The sequence below is a fragment of the Liquorilactobacillus sucicola DSM 21376 = JCM 15457 genome, assembly GCF_000612445.1.
Lineage (GTDB): Bacteria > Bacillota > Bacilli > Lactobacillales > Lactobacillaceae > Liquorilactobacillus > Liquorilactobacillus sucicola.
Genome location: NZ_BALC01000001.1, coordinates 254,308 through 271,551, shown reverse-complemented (window position 1 = coordinate 271,551; position 17,244 = coordinate 254,308). Strand labels below are relative to the sequence as shown.

Below are 17,244 nucleotides of genomic sequence, written 5' to 3'. Positions count from 1 at the left end.
TAAATATTAAAGAATAACTGTATTTAAAAACAGAAACAGACTTACTTCAAAGATGCATACGCTGCTTCAAGCACAGTTTCAACATCAACCTCTTCAGACAAGTGTGCATCTTGGGCGGTACTACGCAAATGAATTAAAAATTCAATATTGCCTTCTCCGCCTGTGATAGGTGAAAAATCAAGTCCGCAGACATCATAGCCTGCTGCGACCGCAAAAACAATAATTTTTTGCAGGACCTTTTTATGCACATTTTCGTCTCGCACGATACCATGCTTACCCACGTTCTCCTTGCCCGCTTCGAATTGCGGCTTGATCAAGGCTACCACATCTCCGCCAGGAAGCAGTATCTGGTGCAAGGGCGGCAATATTAGTTCAAGTGAGATAAAGGAGACATCTATAGTCGCAAAACTAGGTTGTCCATGTGTAAAATCTGCCAACTTGCTGTAACGAAAATTGGTGTTTTCCATGACAATTACACGTGGATCCTGGCGTATTTTCCATGCCAGCTGGTTAGTGCCAACATCCAATGCATAACTCAATCTTGCACCATTCTGCAGTGCAACATCCGTAAAACCGCCAGTTGATGAACCGATGTCCAAGACGATCTTATCTTGAACTGTCAAATTAAAAACTTTTAATGCCTTATCCAACTTAAAACCACCACGGCTGACAAAGGGCATTTTAACGCCCTTAAAATGCAATTCTGTAGAATCATCGATTTTCATGCCTGGCTTATCAAGCCGTTCTTCATTCTTGCCTAAGATCTCGCCAGCCATGACTGCCCTTTTGGCTTGTTCACGTGTGGCAAACAATCCTTGCTTAACAAGTAAAACATCAACTCGTTCCTTTTTCATTCATTCTTCCTTCTTACAAAGTAATCTAAAAACCCGCTTAACAATTCTGTCTTTAAGCCTAATTCTCTCACAGCAGCCAAACTATCCTTAGCTTGGGATATGGCCTCTTCAAGCTGCTGATAAGCACCCTCAAGCCCAACTAAGCCCGGATATGTATTTTTATTCTCTGACTGATCTTTGTGCACAGCCTTACCCAGCTGCTCTTTTGTTGCTACAACATCCAAAATATCATCATAAATCTGAAAAGCAAGGCCAAAAGCCGCCGCAAATCGATGCAGCTGCTCTTGCTGATCTGCCGGTAAACCGCTTAAAACGCAGCCCGCGTAACATGCATAATCAATTAGTGCCCCTGTTTTACGCTGGTGAAGCTGTTGGAGCTGTCTAAGTGTGAGGTGCTTCTTCTCTCCCTCAATATCCGCAACCTGTCCACTTACCATGCCCTGTGGTCCAGCTGCGACTGCTAATGCTGTCATTAATTTGGACTTAGTATCACCATTCAAATCGGCTTTACCGATACATTCAAAAGCGGTCGTTAACAAACCGTCTCCCGCCAATACAGCCATCGCTTGTCCAAACTTTTTATGATTCGTCAAACGACCGCGCCGCAGATCGTCGTTATCCATCTCAGGCAGGTCATCATGGATCAAAGAATAAGTATGCAATAACTCAAGGCTGCTGGCGACAGCATAGACACCCTCATCTAGGTCTCTGCCTGCTTCACTGCAAACAGCTAGGATGAGCAGCGGCCTGATCCTTTTTCCGCCAGCAGAAACTGAATAACTCATCGCATCCTTAAGCGTCTGCTCACCGCGCAGATTTGCTAAATAACTTTCAAGATAGTGGTTGAGTTGCGGTAGTTGCTGTGCTTGAAAATTTTCCAACTCAGTCTTCATCGTTGTCATCCCGTTCAAATTTTTCTTCGTTGCCGTTCTGATCCATCACTTTGGTCAGAGTTTTCTCTGCATTTTCAAGTTTTGCTTGCAATTGCTTACTCAGTTCCATTCCGCGTTGAAATTTCTCAAGTGATTTTTCAAGTGGAATATCGCCTTGTTCTAATTTTTGTACGATTTCTTCGAGTTCACTCAAGTTTTCCTCAAATGTTGGTTTATCAGCCATTATTTTGTTCCTCCTTAATTTTTTTTATTTCCGCAGAGGCTGTTCCATCTGCAAAATGAATATCAATCTCTTGTTTTGGAGCTATTTGTTTGACCGACTTAATAACTTGTTTGTCCTGTGAAACATAGCTGAACCCACGGGCCATGATTTTCAAAGGGCTCAACATGTCTAAACTAACAATTGCTGTTTTAACATGCTGCTGCTTCTGCTCAAGAACCGCTGTTCCAGCCTTGCATAGCCTTTCTTGCAAATATTCGACTCTTTTTTCATTCAAACGAACACTTTCGATGGGGGCAACATTGCGCAAACGAGCTAGGATTCGGGTCAGCTGCCGTTCATTTTGGGTGAATATTGCCTGTACCGCTTGTTCTGCTCGTTTATCAAAATAATCGAGTTTTTGCAAATAACCTTCGTATAACCGCTCAGGCTGTTGAAAAACATAAGAAGACTGCAACTTAGCTAATTGTTGTCTTTTTATTTTTAATTCAGACTTGAATGCCTGATAAAGTCTTAGCTTGATTTGGTTGATTTTTAACAACTCATCACTCAACACCGGTACAGCCAGTTCAGCTGCTGCTGTGGGAGTCGCCGCTCTGACATCTGCCACCAAATCAGCAATGGTTGTATCTGTTTCATGACCCACAGATGAAATAATGGGGATTGGGCAATCAAAGATGGCTCGTGCAACCATCTCTTCATTGAAGGGCCATAAATCTTCAATCGATCCGCCCCCGCGACCAATTATTAGAGTATCGAAATTACCAGTGCGCTCAACACTATGAATTTTTTCCACAATGTCGGTGGCCGCACTCTCACCCTGAACAAGGGCAGGAAACAATACCAACTGTGCAATTGGGTACCGCCGTCGGACCGTTGTCATGATATCCTTGATCACTGCACCCGAACGGCTTGTAATCACAGCTATTCTCTGTGGAAAAAGCGGCAACGCTCGTTTAGGAGCCGAGAAAAGGCCTTCAGCAGCAAGCTTTTTCTTCAATTGCTCATATGCTTGATACAGCGCACCAACTCCATCTGGTTCCATTTTTTCAACATAAATTTGATAATTTCCAGTTGCTTCATAAAGTGAAATGCGTCCGACCACCAAAACCTTCATCCCTTCTTCGTTGAAATTTCACTTTTGCAAAAGACGAACGAAACATAATGGCACTGATCTTCGCACGCTCATCTTTCAAGCTGAAGTATTGATGGGCATTAGGACGCATGCGGAAATTTGAGATCTCGCCTGTAAGATAAACGCGTCCCAGGTAGGATCTGCATCAAACTTGCGCTTTAAATATTTTGTTAAAGCGCTAACCGTGAGATACTTTTCTGTTGGCAATCTGAACACCTCGTTCTGCAAATTCGACTGTTTGTTCCATTAACATCGCTATTGTCATCGGCCCCACTCCCCCAGGAACCGGAGTGATATAAGAAGCCACTTCACTCACTCCCTGCTGTGCAACATCACCAACTAGTTTTCCATCAGCATTTCTGTTCATGCCAACATCGATTACAACTGCTCCAGGTTTGACATCTTCTCTTTTAATAAAATCCGCACGCCCAACCGCTGCAATCAAAATATCAGCTTGTCGTGTAAATTGTGCAAGATTTTTAGTCTTGCTGTGCGTAACTGTCACTGTGGCATCATGGTTGAGCATCAACGCTGCCAGCGGCCGTCCAACGATATTGCTGCGACCAACAATGACAACATTCTGCCCTGCCAGCGGCAAATCGTATTTCTCGAAAAACTTCATAATTCCATGCGGTGTGCACGGCAGCGAACGCGGAGCATTCATGAATAAGTGACCAATGTTGATGGGGTGAAACCCATCAACATCTTTTTCAGGCGCGATTGCACACGTTACCTTTTCCTCATTTATTTGTGCAGGCAAAGGCAGTTGGACAAGTATTCCATGGACTGAATCGTCTTCATTATATTTTTTTACAATTGAAAGCAATTCTTTTTCTGTAATGTCTTGTGGTAATTTAACATCAGCTGTTTCAATTCCAATTTTTTCAGCTGCACGATGTTTATTACGAACGTACACCTTACTTGCACCATCTTCACCCACTAGGATTACCACTAGTTTAGGCCTGATACCTTTTTTATGTAGTTCTTCTACTCTTTTTTTTAAAGCATCACGAATTTCTTTAGCTACTTTTTTTCCATCTAACAGTTTTGCGACCATTCTTCTCATCCTCATCATTGTTTGCTTAAGGTATATTTTAGCATATCTTCTTTTTTTTCTATAGACCAATCCAACTCGTTTAGAATTACAAATAAATAAGCGGTCAGGGCTAACACACACACTAGCCCCAATCGCTCATTCCTATACTGAATCTTTGGATGGTTTTAATTAGATTGTTCTGCATCATTGTTTGTCTCAGTTACCAAGTTCGACAGCACTCCATTTATAAAGCGTCGCGATTTTTCGTCGCTGAACTCCTTTGACAACTGCAATGCTTCATTGATCGCTACTCTGGCAGGTACTCCATCCGCAAATTTTGCTTCATAAATTGCGATACGCAAAATAAGCAGGTCAGTTTTATTCAGACGCGAAATACTCCACTTATTGCTCAGATGAGAGGCAATAACTTGATCGAGCTCTTCTTTTTGAGTCGAAACACCATTCACCAGCGTTTCTAAATAAGAAGGCATTTCTGAATCCACTCTCGTCTCATCTTCACTTTGAATCTCTGTATATAGTTCTTTTATATTAGTTTCAGAGTTGCTTTCAAGCGCAAAAAGTATTTGAAAAACAACCCGGCGAATAGTATGTCTTGTCATGCTCACTTACTGTCACCATTTTCCTCACCAAACAAGTCATCCGGATCCACACCTTGGGCCTGCTTTTCAGGGACTACCCCTTGAACATATACATCAACCGTTTCAAGATTCAATCCCGTCATAAACAATAATTGCTGTTTGACTTTTTCTTGAATTTCCAGTGCAACTTTAGGAACAGACACACCATAGTTAAGAAAAACATAAATCTCAACACCCAACTTGTCACCGTCTTGCTCAAGCTTTATACCCTTGCCACGGCTCTTGCGTCCAAACAATTCATTCAGACTGTTTGCCAACGAGCCCCGCATCGAATAAACACCTTCGACTTGATTAGCTGCGATCCCTGCTATAATTTCAATAACCTCAGGTGCAACTTCTATTTGACCCAACGTGGGTTTTGACTCGCCAAAACAATACTTTTACTTTCAGCCATCGACAGTACCTCCTTTAAACTTTAGGCACGGGAAACGTAACTTCCATCCTGCGTATTGATCGTCAAAACATCGTCTTCATTGACGAAAAACGGTACTTGTACGATCAGACCGGTTTCCATTGTAGCAGGTTTTGATCCGCCCGAAGCCGTATCACCCTTAATACCTGGTTCTGTTGAAGTTACTTTCAAATCAACTGTATTAGGAAGATCCACCCCTAAGGTTTCATTGCCATACATAATAATGCTGACTTGCATGTTTTCCTTCAAATAGTTCAATTCATTTTTGATTTTTTCTTCTGGCAGCTCCAATTGTTCATATGTCTCTGTATCCATAAAAACATAGCTCGTGCCATCTGCATATAAGTACTGCATTTTACGGTTATCAATTTGAGCCCGCTCAACTTTTTCACCTGCACGGAAAGTTTTTTCTTGAACAGCACCAGTTCTTAAATTCTTGAGTTTTGAACGCACAAACGCACTGCCCTTTCCAGGTTTAACATGCTGAAACTCCACCACACGCCAGAGTTCACCATTCACCTCGATGGTCAATCCGTTTTTGAATTCGTTTACTGAAATCATAATGTTCCTCCTACAAATCTCTGAATTATATGCCCTTTTAACACTCTTTACAGCCGGAAAGACTTAAGCATGCTTTTTCAGATTCAATTGATTACAGTTAATAATATCAATAAAAACCCATAAAATGCAAGTCTATCCTCTGATCTCTCTATAGCTGCGTTGAAAATCCGTTAAGATCTCAAAACCGTTTTCTGTAACTAGGATATCATCTTCTATTCTGACACCGCCAGTACCAGGAACATAGATCCCTGGTTCGATCGTAATGACCTGCCCTGCCTGCAATTCAGTCGCAAATCCTTGCCCGATATTAGGCAATTCGTGTATATCTAAACCAATTCCGTGGCCCATTCCATGGTTGAAAAAAGCGCCAAAACCTTTGCTTTCGATATATGAACGCCCGATTTCGTCCAACTCTTGTCCTGTAGCGCCCGCGCGAACTGCTGCAATCGTACGCTGCTGCGCCTGCAAAACAACATCATACATTTTTTTAACATCATCTGACTGAGCACCAAGAGCAAAAGTTCGTGTTACATCTGAAGTGTAGCCTTGGTAATAATAACCAAAATCCAAAGTCACCAGATCGTTTTGGTTGACTCGCTGCGAAGATGCAACAGCATGTGGCCAAGCAGTTCTTTCACCAGCAGCAACTATTGTCGCAAATGAGCTTTCGCTAGCTCCGTTTTTCTTCATATAATTATCGACCCAATTTGCCAACTCTATCTCGGTACAACCAGGTTTAATAACTTCTAAAAATGAACGATAGCATCTGCCTGCTAGTGCCGCTGCTTCTCTGATAATTTGAATTTCAGCAGGTTCCTTAACCGAACGCAGACTTTCAATCACATTTTCCAATGGAACAATGTCGCAAACTGCAGTTTCATCCAAATAATCGTACTGTCGGTAAGTCAATGTATCTTCAAACCCCAGTGCAACTAAGCCCAACTGTTCAGCCAACTTACAAGCTGTTCCAATATAGTCACGACTGATTTTTATCTTCCACCCCGTCAGCTCTTCCTGAACCTGCTGTTCAAAGCGGCTGTCTGTTATCAGATACCGTTCTTCATTTGTGAGTAGTAGAACTCCTGCATCGCCAGTGAATCCACTTAAATAAAAGATGTTTATCGGATTCGTTACTAAAAAAGAATCGAGGCTCATTTGTTCCAACAGAGCCAATAATTTCGTAATTCTTTCAGCCTCATTTGCTCATCTCCAAAAAGCAGTCATGAAAAAACAAAAAAGACCAACACAAAACGGTCTGTCTCGCATTGGTCTTATAATGAAACATAATTATCTTATTCAGCTACTGGGTAAACTGATACTTGTTTCTTGTCACGACCTTTACGTTCAAAACGAACAACGCCGTTAACTTTAGCAAACAATGTATCGTCACCGCCCAAACCAACGTTCACACCTGGATAGATACGTGTTCCGCGTTGACGGTAAAGGATAGAACCACCTGTAACAACTTGTCCATCAGCACTCTTTGCGCCTAAACGCTTAGATTCTGAATCACGACCGTTGGCTGTGGAACCACCACCCTTTTTATGAGCAAAGAATTGTAAGTTCATTAACATAGTTAAGTGCACCTCCCTGTATTCATTCGGTTATCCTAATGTAATTAGCGTAATTTTTTTCTATATCCTGCAAACCAAGTTCAAGGTTGGCTAGCAATAATTGGGCATCACTGTTACTCAACTCCTGCGAGTTTAGTTCAACCCTCAGATAGCCCCCTTCTTCTTCATTTGCATCAACCTTGGGATCGGTATGCGCAAGTTTTTCCAGCCCATTGATCGTACTGATCGCTAGTGCTGAAACAGCTGCGCAAACGATATCCTGTCCATACACGCCAGAATCAGCATGACCTGTTATTTCAAAGCCATATCTACTCTGTCTGCTCTTAAAGAACCGGACTTTTATCATCTCCAAGGCCTCACTTTCATCACTGACTAAGCGTTAATAGCGTCAATGACAACCTTTGTATATGGTTGACGATGACCCTGCTTTGTATGTGAATGTTTTTTAGCCTTGTACTTGAAAGTAACAACTTTCTTAGCGCGGCCTTGTTTTTCAACTGTTCCTGTAACACTAGCACCATCAATAAATGGTTTGCCAACAACAGTCTTATCTCCACCTACTAAAACAATATGGTCAAAAGTAACCTTTTCACCTGCGTCAGCAGCAAGCTTCTCAACGTAGATAGCTTGTCCAGCTTCTACCTTCAATTGTTTGCCACCTGTTTCAATAATTGCGTACATTTGTGCACCTCCTTAATAATTCTTAGACTCGCCGTAATGTAGTGGCTGATGATCACTCTGATCTCATGCACTTAAACTTAAAACGTGCGGTTGCAGTTGTGGCTTGCACAAATACAACACTCAAATGATAGCAAAAAAAAATCAAATCGTCAATCCTTTTCGCTGCTTCATTTGACCAGTCCCTTAATTTGCTAAACAAAAAAAGCCAAGATGTTGGAAAACATCCCAGCTGCAAATGCCGTAATGGCGCGGGAGAGATTCGAACTCTCGACCGTCCGCTTAGAAGGCGGATGCTCTATCCAGCTGAGCTACCGAGCCATAAACAACATCAACTATTATAGAATGCATCCGTTCTATTGTCAAAACTTTTTTTGCATATTTTTTACATTAAAGATAAAGTTAAGCTTGAGCATTATAATTGAAATGTTTTTGTAACCGTGTGATAATAATGTAAATAAAATGTAATATAAAAAGGGATGGTTTGAATGATACAATTTTTAGCACTCATTGGTATTTTGTTTCTTGCTGGTATTATTCAGCTTTATGACAACCAGCGCAAAACTCGCAGCAATTATAAGCATTTCAAGAATGCCGTTCAGCAGGATAAACTTTTAGGCAAATAATATTTACTATTCGGCCCTTGCGCTGCATATGTTTCGCTTGCCTAATTAATGATAAGTTCCAAATTTATGTATTCCTTATAAATAAAGAAAGAACTAGATCGTGAAGTGCCCTCTAATCGTTAGACAGATGAGTCTAATAATTGGAGGGCACCTCAAGTTTGATCCAGTTCTTTTTTCATATAGACACATCACATATTTCGGTCTACGTCTATCCTTACCCGATCATGCTAAAAAAGACTCCATGTTCGTGACTTTGAATGAATATATTTTTATCGACTCATGTTACACTCTTCAACATTGTCTGTTGAAAGTATATCAAGAGCTAAGTCCACATGTCCGATTAACTACTTTAATCCGGTGCACATTTGTACCATTAATGATCCTTTTATTTTCCAAAATGTTTGTACTTACGCATGAAGCCAAAACCAAAGATAAGTGTTGAAGCAGTAACCGCTAGGCCCCCCAGAACTGAGAGTTTTGCACTGCTTTGCTGATCATCACCGGTCTGCGGCAAGTTTGCAGATGTCTTTTTAGCTGCAGCCACAGCTTTAGTGGGAGCGGGAGCAGTCGTCCGTGTACTGCTGCTTGCAATCTGACTGTTTGTTTTATCTACGTCTTTTGCTGTCGCAGCTGCTCTGACCTCTGACTTTGTGGCGGTCAATGGAGTATAGTGTCCAACAACTTTGCTTGATGCAACTTCCTTGATCGTTCCATCTGGATACCACACATTACCATCGTCTCCGATCCAAGGCTTGCTCCAGTCCTTAGCAATGCTCTTTGTGGCTGCATTCTGTGTGTTGCCCGCTGCTGCAGCATCATCATCGCTATTATACTTGGGTGTTGCCGTGTTAGTCGGTGCTACAATGTGCGTGCCCTTATTTGAAGCAGTTGCTGCGCCTTTTGCTGCATCACTCGGAGCATTGCTTGAGGAATTGTTTGTAGTATCACTTGATGAACTACCAGTATTATCATCAACATCAGTGTTTGAGCCAGCATTTGTTGAGCCACCGTTGTTTGTGTCAGTGTTTGTTGAACCACCATTATTTGATGAATAATTAACGTATGAGCCACCCTCAGGGTCATTAAACGTATTATATTGTGTATTAATTACCGTACCATTATTAGAGGTCATACCATAACCATCAGTTACATCAGCGCCATAAGTACCTATAATCGCTTTAATGAGCGCTGAGTTCAATTTAACGCCATCAGGCAATCTCCATCCATTTTGGTTGGGTGTGTCAATAAAGCCTAAACCATAAAACAATGAATACATTTGGTCAGTTGGGTCAATATAATCAGCCGCGAAGGCACGCTGCCAAGCAATATAATTTTCAGCATCCTTATCTGTTTTAACATTCCAAACATGAATAGTTACTTTATCTTGGTTTTCATGTCCAACACCTGGGATCCAAGAAACTGTGTTGTTTGTGACACCGGAACCTGTTGGTTCGTAAATGTTTACTGGTTCTGTAGAACTTGACGAAGCTGCAGGTGCTTCAGAACTTGAAGCAGCCTTCGTAGAACTTGATGAAGCCGCAGATGTTTCGGAACTTGAAGCAGCCTTCGTAGAACTTGATGAAGCTGCAGGCGTTGCGGAACTTGAAGCAGCCTTCGTAGAACTTGATGAAGCCGCAGGTGTTGCGGAACTTGAATCGGCCTTCGTAGAACTTGACGAAGCTGCAGGTATTTCGGAACTTGAAGCAGCTTGTGTAGAACTTGATGAAGCCGCAGAGGATGAATCAGCAGGATTTACATCAGGGTCAGTAATTCCATCATATTGACCATTGTTAAGTTCAGCAATAAGTTTAGAACCACTATAATAATAAACAATATTGTCAACAAATAATTTACTTCCATCAGTAGGAATTTCATGTTTTACACCATTTGCATCAGTAATTTCACCATTTTGAGGTGCTTCAATTGTAGCAGCGTTTGCAATAAGTGGCGTTACAGTACCAGCACCTAATAATGTAATAGCAACCAAACTCGTATATTTGAAACCTTTCAAACCAGTAGTTCTTTTCATAAACATTTCCCCCATAAACCTTTAGTTTTGCACCCTTTTTAACCACACCCGCTTAAAGCTGCAAACTGAATATGTGTTGCTTGCGTGAATAAACACAGTAATGTCTGATTTAAAGCATAATCAATTTTTATTCAGCTACATGATTATAAGGGTCTTTTTAACAAAAAGACCCTTATAAATCCTTCTTTAGCAGAGTTAACTACTGTTTATCATTTTTTAGGATTAATAATGCTAGCATAATTAAGTTAAAGATATGTACGTTATTTTAAAAAGGTATAATTAAGTCACACATCATCTACTACTCCGTTCATTTTATGGGTCAGCGTTTGCTGTCTCACTTCTACAAAATACACAAAGAGGCTGAGCTAAAAATTTTTTAGCTCAGTCTCTTTGTTAAGCTGCAATATACGAAATTATCGTGTTCCAACAGACGATTACTCTCACACAATTCAATACTTTGGCTGGTTGAACTCATTTCTAAACTTATCAAAATATTCTTCTTCAATCTGTGCGGGTGTAAACCCGAGTTCGACCAAACCAAACTTAAGCAGAAGATGCCAAGCATGCTGAAAAGGCCTATTCTGCCGCTCAAAGAAGCTTTTATTCAGCTGCTGCTGCAGAATCATGAATAATTTTGCCAATGAACGGCTTACCCATTTATGTTGCAGTTGCTCTATCTGTTCATCCGAAAGCAGCATCAAGTAAGTCCATTTTTGATGATTGCCTACTCTGAAAAAGGCACACAAAACATCACAATAACTCTCAAGCAACGCTGCTGTTTCCTTTTCCGCTGCTGCTCTTGAAAAAAGAATTGCCAGCCTATTGTTTAACTCTAGATACAAAGCCGCCGTTTTTTCTTCGCCCGCAAGCCCTTCTACTAGTACTCCACCTTCAAAATGGCGTGCAGCATCAATCATTTCTTTTATCTGCAAGTCGGACTTCTTCCCTTCACTTCTTAGTTGAAATACAATGAGTCGGACCTTATCTCTAAGTCGGACAGATTGGTAAGGTACCATTCTCTAATGAATTGATACTGGAGCAAAATATCAAACCAAGCCACTTCGTTCTCCTGATCATTTACTTTAAGCACCCATTCAGGGACACCAGCGTTATCTTCATTCCCTCTGTCGCACAAAGTAACGACCGTCCGATCATTCAGGTTCAAAATAGCCTCATTCTGTGCTCCAACCTTCAGCATCCGACCACCATCAGCTGCTATCACAAACAACTGGTCAAGCACACTATGCGGGATCTGCGGATTCGATAACTCATAAACTGCGCTGTTCGAGGGATCCAGCAAATTGAAGTCAACATCAAACCCGTAGTCTTCCTTTAAATAACGGCCTAAATTCAAGAGATAATTTTCAAAGTTTTTGATTGCCTCAGAAGGAATCTCTGCTGAATAATCTACAAGCAGCAGTTGAACAAGGGAGCGACTGTTGAATCGAACAATGTTTTTATGGAAGTTCAGGTAAAATAAAATCTCGCCAGAATTTTTCTCCGTATAATAAGCACCATCAGTCGTTCCTTTCTCAAGCTGAAATACGAAATAACCATGCGTATTAATTCCCGGAAATTCATGGTACAATTCGTGGTTTCTATCGGATGACTGTAAAATGACCTTCTCACTATTATGTAGTTCCAACAAACGATTCAAAAAGATCAGATAAAAGTCAGCGCGGCTGTATTGCTGCGGAAAAACAAGATAAGAGTTGTCCAAGTGATAATTAACAAGTTTCTGTGCCGCTTCAAATAAGGTCTTAGGATCATCGGTCTGGACAAGCTGATCCAATAACTGTGTAAACCGAATTCCGTTGTTCAAGCTGTCTTTTAGCTCCTGATTGTAGGCGATCAGCCGGCCGGTTGTACTTAATGTTGCTGCACTTTCACGAATGCTTTCTTCCTCAGCAGTTTTCACAACTTCTTTTGCCCGCGGTTTAAAAGTTACCGTCTTTTTCTCATAACTTTCACTCATTGATCTTCACCCGCCCTTTTGTGGCGATCAAATCAGCAATATAATCACGATAAAGTGACTCATTGCGCGCAACGAAGTTCTCAAAGCTGCCGAACTTAGCAACAATACTTTGTTTTTCATATCCGACTAATGTATCTTCCTTCGATAATGCCAGCACCTTTTCCTCACTCTCGCGAATGATTTTATATGCCTGCTGTGCTTTTTCATCCTGATCGGTCAAAAATGATAGTCGTTCAACCAACTGCTGCTTAGCTTCCTTCGCTTTGGAAGCTTCCCATGGCAACACCTTATCCTGTGCTAATTTTTTAAGCTGTAATCTGACCTTCTCTTTTTCCTGATCGCGCGTGTCCTGCGAATCTATCAAAGACTGCAACTGATCAGTTTGCTGCGAAATCGCCGCAATCTGGTCGCTGTTCAGTCTCTTTTTTTGCTTTTCCAACTTAAAAGCCAGTTCCAGTTTTTTATATTCTGTCTGGTCAAAATCAAATCTGACCTTAAGAACATCCAAAGTACCGAAAAGGCGGCGATCCCACCAATTCCCAAAATAGAACCGGAAATGACCCAAACTTGTCTGTTCAAAATAAAAAAAAGGATAGGTTTCACGGAGATATGCAATTAAATTACCACTAAGATACTGACTTAGTTTATCTGAAATATCTAGAATAAGCTGTTCATTTCTTTCATCTGAGGAACCATGCTTGGCTTGCTGAACTTCCTTAGAGTAGCGTTCACCATCTATCAGTTGATAGACTAAACGATCATCCTGATCTTGAATTGCGCCCGCTAAGGTCTGCAAATACCTCGCCTTGTTTGCAACAGCTTTTGTCAATTCAGTTGTTGCAAGTCTGTGTTCTTGCTGTAGTACACCATCCTGTATATTCGCCAAATCTATCTCCCCTTATCAACAACTACCTGTTTCAAGTTCGTCTAATACCGAAATAAGCAAAAGACGGCTCACTTTATGCTCAAAAAAACAGCAAAGGTTATTTATAATTCTAAAATCATTGTGCTAATGTATACCGTTATTATACCATTCTCTAATAAAACAACTCAATAATATAAGTACAATCCCCTCAAACTACTGCCATTTTATTAAAAATGTCTATCAAGGATCAATGTTCAAGATATTGCCGCTGATACCCCTTGACCCCTGCCAAAACAAAACTGGCTGCATCGGCATGATAATCCAGTAACTTGGTTTCTGTATTATAAAGCTGCTTGTTGAATAGTTCCTCATACTCAGCAACACTGACTTTTCTACGCTGCTGCAATACCTGTTCATAATCCATACCCATCAGACCTTCTTTAAAACTAGCTTGAAGAACGCCTGCATAAAATTCTGCTTCTGCTCCCGAACCATAACTGAACAAGCCTATTCGTGCTCCCGCGCTTAGCTGTTCACTATTTTGCAGCAATGAAAGCAGACTTAAGTAAAGAGACCCCGTATATAGATTACCAACAAGTCGATTAAACTTTCGTGCGTGCTCAAACTCTTGTGCAAGCCGCACCGCCGAAACGGGGTCAGCATCAGCAATTAGTTGCCGCAGCCCCTTCAACCCCATCTTCGTGTATGGCAAATGAAACAACACTGCATCGAAATCTTTAATCTTGAGCCCAGTTTTCTGCGTGTAGCTCGTCCATACATGTTCAAGAAATTCCAGATAGATGTTAGAAGAATACTTACCATCAACCATTGCCTCCGTTTTGCCTAGAGGCCGCCAAAAATCCATAATGTCACGCGTATAATAAGCGCTTTTGCGATCAAGAGCCAACATCTTAGGATCAGCACCGATCAAAACAGCTACTGCACCGCCGCCTTGAGTCGGTTCTCCAGGAGTTCTTAACCCATAGCGTGCGATATCAGCTCCGATGACCAAAACCTTGTGCTCGGGAAAAAGAGCCACGTGTTCCTGTGCAAGTTGTATCCCCGCTGTTGCTCCATAACACGCCTGTTTAAGTTCAATAGCACGAATATCAGCGTTCAATCCCAATAGACGTGCTAGGTAGACAGCTGACGCTTTAGAATTATCGATTCCCGACTCAGTAGCGAAAATAACCAAATCAATCTGTTCTTTATCCTTATCAGTTAAGATAGTTTTAGCGGCATTAGCTGCCATTGTCACAACATCTTGCGTTGGCGGAATAACAGCCATTTTTTCTTGACCGATCCCAATTAGATACTTATTTGGATCTTCATTCCTTGCATGTGCCAACTCAGTCATGTCCACGTACAAATCAGGGGTGAAAAAGCCCAGCTTATCGATCCCAATCTTCATAAAACTTTCACTCCTCAATCTTTTTTATAACTATATCATACACGAAAAAAGCTTCTAGAGGCCAATACCATCTTAGAAACTTTAACTTATCTGTTACTTATATAATTTTTATTATCAAGAAAACCAACGCCCACAAAAAGATACTCATAAACATGCCATTGAACAAACCTTTAAAAAAATTCATACTTTCATCTCCAATGAGGTGCTGGTACCTTAATCCATGTATCTGTAGTATACAGTGTAACTTTAATCTCCTATTAATTGACATGTTTATACTCTTTTTAATTATTTATTAACTTCTTTTAGGATTTTTTAGTATTGGCTTCTTCCAGAGTATTACTTCACTTTTTAGTACAGTTTAACTTTCAACTGAGGTACAATAAGCGGTAAAGGAGGAGTTTGTATGTCTGATATTTTAATTGTCACCACTGAAAACATTCCTGGCAAAAGATATGAAGTTATTGGTGAGGTTTTCGGCCTTACAACACAATCTAAAAACATTTTTAGGAACATCGGTGCCTCACTTAAGAATGTTGTCGGCGGTGAAATAAAGGATTAGTCTAAGATGCTGGAGGAGTCACGCTTAGTATCAATTGAACGCCTCAGAAAAAATGCCCGTTCAAGGGGCGCTGATGCGGTGGTCATGATGTGTTTTGACTCCGGATCAATTGGAAACGATATGCAGTCTGTTGCTGCTTATGGGACAGCAGTTAGGTATGTCTAGCTGTTTTGATTGCTGAATTATATGTGAGGAGAATACTAATGAAAATTATTAATGTTGAATTGACAGTGAAACCTGCCTTGGAAGATGACTATGAACAGTTTGTGTCTGAATTGGTTGAACACTCGGCTGAGGAAGAAGGGAATATCTCCTACGATCACTTCAAAAAGCTAAATGCTGCTCACGAATATGAGATCATTGAACATTGGAAGGATCAGCAAGCTGTCGCAAACCATAACGAAACAGCCCACTTTCAAAAATTTCTAGCACATATCGAAGATTATGTCACTAAGCCGCCCGTTATTCTTCGAATGGATTACACTGAATAGCAATTTTACTTTAGTTCAGGTGAGATTTTGCAGCCGCAAAATCTCACCTCTTTTACTAATTTCCTATCATTTAAGAGTTCAAGTAATCCCTCAGACTGAATGCCATAAATTGATAATTAAGTTTTGATGATAAACGATACAACCGTTTTTGCCATTGAGACATCAATTCTAATAATGTCATGTTTTTTCAAACTATCATCCCTAAGTTAACTAGCGGAACTATTCTAAAATCATCCTTGATTATTCTAATATTCTAGACATGTACTCGAAAACCAACATACGAATTACTGAGAACAATGACGGTGATCGATTTTATGATTGCGGACCTGCAACCCTAACGAGTGTGGACAGACTTTAGCTCCACATATATCTCGTTATAATTCAAGGAGCTGTAGTTTTACTTTTTCAGCGCGCGACTGTTCCTTCAGAGCAGCCGCTCAAATACTTTGTGTAAGGGCTCTATTCGTTTAATTCGATCAGCTACCTGTCCCGCCATAAAAGCTCCCGTCACAACATTTCCTTTAACTACGGCGTCCCGCAATGACAATGCTTGATTGTTTTCGCCCAAGTCAAGTACTCTCGCAGAAAGACCAGCATTTGATTTTTTAATAGTTGTTCCCGGATTACTAGCAGCAACTATGAATTTTTTGTACCTAGGAACCACTTCACACTCTTCAGTTGCCAAAAAAATGGTGCCGGCCTGTACACCCTGTGCTCCCAAACAGCGGACCGCGGCAATCGAATTACTGTCATATATTCCTCCAGCAGCAATTACCGGCAGTTCAGTGCTGGCTGTCACTTGCGGTAATAGAGTCAACAATGTTTCAGTACCAATATGTCCTCCCGCTTCCATTCCTTCAACAATGAGACCGTCAATCGGGAGTGTCAGCATCTTCTTCGCTATTTTAAGCGTTGGTACAACCGGATAGATCTTTATCCCTGCTGCCTGAAGTTGCGCAATATATTGTTTGGGGGTCCCTGCTCCGGTTGTAACAGCCATAACCTTTTCCTCACAGATCACTCTGATTAAAGCAGCAGCATTAGACTCAAACAAAACCACATTTACCCCGAAGATTCCTGGTCAGCTTCTTAGTCTGGCGGATCATCTGCCGCAATTCTGGAGCAGTTCGACCGCCTGCCGCCAGTATGCCCAAACCACCTAAATTTGAAACAGCAGCTGTTAATTTTGGGGTTGCAATCCATGACATCGCCCCCTGAAAAATGGGATATTTCAAACCTAAATCTTGATACCACATTGCTTACCAC

General features: G+C 41.1%; 19 protein-coding genes, 1 tRNA gene, 3 pseudogenes and 1 other annotated feature. Of the genes and pseudogenes, 3 read left to right on the top strand and 20 right to left on the bottom strand.

Features of this window, described 5'->3' with window-relative positions; translation table 11 throughout:
* Window positions 1-41: 41 nt before the first annotated feature.
* The 13 genes and pseudogenes from JCM15457_RS01390 to JCM15457_RS01330 form a co-directional block, all read right to left on the bottom strand.
* Window positions 42-854, bottom strand: coding sequence for a TlyA family RNA methyltransferase (locus JCM15457_RS01390; protein WP_034986799.1), 813 nt, complete (start codon window positions 852-854; stop codon window positions 42-44).
* A complete protein-coding gene (locus JCM15457_RS01385; protein WP_034986797.1) occupies window positions 851-1,747 on the bottom strand; it encodes a polyprenyl synthetase family protein in 897 nt (298 codons plus the stop codon). The genes JCM15457_RS01390 and JCM15457_RS01385 overlap by 4 nt, the downstream gene beginning before the upstream one ends.
* A complete protein-coding gene (locus JCM15457_RS01380; protein ID WP_034986795.1) occupies window positions 1,737-1,970 on the bottom strand; it encodes an exodeoxyribonuclease VII small subunit in 234 nt (77 codons plus the stop codon). The genes JCM15457_RS01385 and JCM15457_RS01380 overlap by 11 nt, the downstream gene beginning before the upstream one ends.
* A pseudogene (gene xseA / locus JCM15457_RS01375) lies at window positions 1,963-3,309 on the bottom strand (exodeoxyribonuclease VII large subunit). Before xseA ends, JCM15457_RS01380 begins: the two are co-directional and overlap by 8 nt.
* On the bottom strand, window positions 3,281-4,159 hold the full coding sequence (gene folD / locus JCM15457_RS01370) for a bifunctional methylenetetrahydrofolate dehydrogenase/methenyltetrahydrofolate cyclohydrolase FolD (RefSeq protein ID WP_034986793.1): 879 nt from the start codon (window positions 4,157-4,159) through the stop codon (window positions 3,281-3,283). The pseudogene xseA and the gene folD overlap by 29 nt, the downstream one beginning before the upstream one ends.
* Before the next feature lie 164 nt (window positions 4,160-4,323).
* Window positions 4,324-4,758 carry a transcription antitermination factor NusB gene (gene nusB / locus JCM15457_RS01365; RefSeq protein WP_034986792.1) on the bottom strand — a complete coding sequence of 145 codons (435 nt, stop codon included), beginning with the start codon at window positions 4,756-4,758 and terminating at the stop codon, window positions 4,324-4,326.
* Window positions 4,759-4,760: 2 nt separating this feature from the next.
* Window positions 4,761-5,191, bottom strand: a pseudogene (locus JCM15457_RS01360) (Asp23/Gls24 family envelope stress response protein).
* Window positions 5,192-5,212: 21 nt separating this feature from the next.
* Window positions 5,213-5,770: an elongation factor P gene (gene efp / locus JCM15457_RS01355; RefSeq protein ID WP_034986790.1), complete on the bottom strand. Its 558-nt coding sequence runs from the start codon at window positions 5,768-5,770 to the stop codon at window positions 5,213-5,215.
* A gap of 132 nt (window positions 5,771-5,902) precedes the next feature.
* Entirely contained in the window at window positions 5,903-6,955 is a 1,053-nt protein-coding gene (locus tag JCM15457_RS01350) for a M24 family metallopeptidase (RefSeq protein ID WP_034986788.1), read from the bottom strand.
* A gap of 107 nt (window positions 6,956-7,062) precedes the next feature.
* Window positions 7,063-7,338 carry a 50S ribosomal protein L27 gene (gene rpmA, locus JCM15457_RS01345; protein WP_446197897.1) on the bottom strand — a complete coding sequence of 92 codons (276 nt, stop codon included), beginning with the start codon at window positions 7,336-7,338 and terminating at the stop codon, window positions 7,063-7,065.
* A gap of 28 nt (window positions 7,339-7,366) precedes the next feature.
* On the bottom strand, window positions 7,367-7,690 hold the full coding sequence (locus tag JCM15457_RS01340; protein ID WP_034986784.1) for a ribosomal-processing cysteine protease Prp: 324 nt from the start codon (window positions 7,688-7,690) through the stop codon (window positions 7,367-7,369).
* A gap of 26 nt (window positions 7,691-7,716) precedes the next feature.
* The gene (gene rplU, locus JCM15457_RS01335) at window positions 7,717-8,025 is read right to left on the bottom strand and encodes a 50S ribosomal protein L21 (RefSeq protein ID WP_034986782.1); all 309 of its coding nucleotides are present in this window, start codon (window positions 8,023-8,025) and stop codon (window positions 7,717-7,719) included.
* Window positions 8,026-8,039: 14 nt separating this feature from the next.
* Window positions 8,040-8,127 (bottom strand) — a sequence feature (ribosomal protein L21 leader region).
* A gap of 142 nt (window positions 8,128-8,269) precedes the next feature.
* Window positions 8,270-8,343, bottom strand: a tRNA-Arg gene (locus tag JCM15457_RS01330).
* A gap of 167 nt (window positions 8,344-8,510) precedes the next feature.
* Here JCM15457_RS01330 and JCM15457_RS12100 point away from each other — a divergent pair.
* Window positions 8,511-8,648 carry a hypothetical protein gene (locus tag JCM15457_RS12100; protein ID WP_156406585.1) on the top strand — a complete coding sequence of 46 codons (138 nt, stop codon included), beginning with the start codon at window positions 8,511-8,513 and terminating at the stop codon, window positions 8,646-8,648.
* Window positions 8,649-9,033: 385 nt separating this feature from the next.
* Here JCM15457_RS12100 and JCM15457_RS01325 read toward each other — a convergent pair whose 3' ends face one another.
* From JCM15457_RS01325 to JCM15457_RS01305, 5 genes are all read right to left on the bottom strand, one after another.
* Window positions 9,034-10,677, bottom strand: a complete 1,644-nt coding sequence (locus JCM15457_RS01325; RefSeq protein ID WP_034986779.1) for a hypothetical protein — start codon at window positions 10,675-10,677, stop codon at window positions 9,034-9,036.
* A gap of 449 nt (window positions 10,678-11,126) precedes the next feature.
* Complete coding sequence (locus tag JCM15457_RS01320) at window positions 11,127-11,609, bottom strand: hypothetical protein (protein ID WP_051993213.1); 483 nt, start codon at window positions 11,607-11,609, stop codon at window positions 11,127-11,129.
* Between the two features lie 23 nt (window positions 11,610-11,632).
* Complete coding sequence (locus JCM15457_RS01315) at window positions 11,633-12,652, bottom strand: hypothetical protein (RefSeq protein ID WP_034986777.1); 1,020 nt, start codon at window positions 12,650-12,652, stop codon at window positions 11,633-11,635.
* Window positions 12,645-13,538: a hypothetical protein gene (locus JCM15457_RS01310; RefSeq protein WP_034986775.1), complete on the bottom strand. Its 894-nt coding sequence runs from the start codon at window positions 13,536-13,538 to the stop codon at window positions 12,645-12,647. Before JCM15457_RS01310 ends, JCM15457_RS01315 begins: the two co-directional genes overlap by 8 nt.
* A 226-nt stretch (window positions 13,539-13,764) precedes the next feature.
* Entirely contained in the window at window positions 13,765-14,928 is a 1,164-nt protein-coding gene (locus JCM15457_RS01305; RefSeq protein WP_034986774.1) for a hydroxymethylglutaryl-CoA synthase, read from the bottom strand.
* 403 nt (window positions 14,929-15,331) lie between these two features.
* Between JCM15457_RS01305 and JCM15457_RS01300 the strand changes: the two are divergent.
* Window positions 15,332-15,652, top strand: a pseudogene (locus tag JCM15457_RS01300) (heavy metal-binding domain-containing protein).
* Window positions 15,653-15,690: 38 nt separating this feature from the next.
* Complete coding sequence (locus tag JCM15457_RS01295) at window positions 15,691-15,978, top strand: putative quinol monooxygenase (RefSeq protein ID WP_034986772.1); 288 nt, start codon at window positions 15,691-15,693, stop codon at window positions 15,976-15,978.
* Window positions 15,979-16,402: 424 nt separating this feature from the next.
* Here the strand turns inward: JCM15457_RS01295 and JCM15457_RS01290 are convergent, their stop codons facing one another.
* Complete coding sequence (locus JCM15457_RS01290; protein ID WP_152537253.1) at window positions 16,403-17,032, bottom strand: NAD(P)H-dependent flavin oxidoreductase; 630 nt, start codon at window positions 17,030-17,032, stop codon at window positions 16,403-16,405.
* The gene (locus JCM15457_RS12485; protein WP_152537252.1) at window positions 17,025-17,234 is read right to left on the bottom strand and encodes a nitronate monooxygenase; all 210 of its coding nucleotides are present in this window, start codon (window positions 17,232-17,234) and stop codon (window positions 17,025-17,027) included. The genes JCM15457_RS01290 and JCM15457_RS12485 overlap by 8 nt, the downstream gene beginning before the upstream one ends.
* Window positions 17,235-17,244: the final 10 nt, after the last annotated feature.

Excerpts from the sequence above, each read along its gene's own strand:
- rplU (WP_034986782.1), bottom strand. The coding sequence starts at position 8,025 with ATGTACGCAATTATTGAAACAGGTGGCAAACAATTGAAGGTAGAAGCT.
- JCM15457_RS01390 (WP_034986799.1), bottom strand. The coding sequence starts at position 854 with ATGAAAAAGGAACGAGTTGATGTTTTACTTGTTAAGCAAGGATTGTTT.
- rpmA (WP_446197897.1), bottom strand. The coding sequence starts at position 7,338 with ATGAACTTACAATTCTTTGCTCATAAAAAGGGTGGTGGTTCCACAGCC.
- JCM15457_RS12100 (WP_156406585.1), top strand. The coding sequence starts at position 8,511 with ATGATACAATTTTTAGCACTCATTGGTATTTTGTTTCTTGCTGGTATT.
- JCM15457_RS01315 (WP_034986777.1), bottom strand. The coding sequence starts at position 12,652 with ATGAGTGAAAGTTATGAGAAAAAGACGGTAACTTTTAAACCGCGGGCA.
- JCM15457_RS01340 (WP_034986784.1), bottom strand. The coding sequence starts at position 7,690 with ATGATAAAAGTCCGGTTCTTTAAGAGCAGACAGAGTAGATATGGCTTT.
- JCM15457_RS01380 (WP_034986795.1), bottom strand. The coding sequence starts at position 1,970 with ATGGCTGATAAACCAACATTTGAGGAAAACTTGAGTGAACTCGAAGAA.
- JCM15457_RS01385 (WP_034986797.1), bottom strand. The coding sequence starts at position 1,747 with ATGAAGACTGAGTTGGAAAATTTTCAAGCACAGCAACTACCGCAACTC.
- folD (WP_034986793.1), bottom strand. The coding sequence starts at position 4,159 with ATGGTCGCAAAACTGTTAGATGGAAAAAAAGTAGCTAAAGAAATTCGT.
- efp (WP_034986790.1), bottom strand. The coding sequence starts at position 5,770 with ATGATTTCAGTAAACGAATTCAAAAACGGATTGACCATCGAGGTGAAT.
- JCM15457_RS01295 (WP_034986772.1), top strand. The coding sequence starts at position 15,691 with ATGAAAATTATTAATGTTGAATTGACAGTGAAACCTGCCTTGGAAGAT.
- JCM15457_RS12485 (WP_152537252.1), bottom strand. The coding sequence starts at position 17,234 with ATGTGGTATCAAGATTTAGGTTTGAAATATCCCATTTTTCAGGGGGCG.
- JCM15457_RS01325 (WP_034986779.1), bottom strand. The coding sequence starts at position 10,677 with ATGAAAAGAACTACTGGTTTGAAAGGTTTCAAATATACGAGTTTGGTT.
- nusB (WP_034986792.1), bottom strand. The coding sequence starts at position 4,758 with ATGACAAGACATACTATTCGCCGGGTTGTTTTTCAAATACTTTTTGCG.
- JCM15457_RS01305 (WP_034986774.1), bottom strand. The coding sequence starts at position 14,928 with ATGAAGATTGGGATCGATAAGCTGGGCTTTTTCACCCCTGATTTGTAC.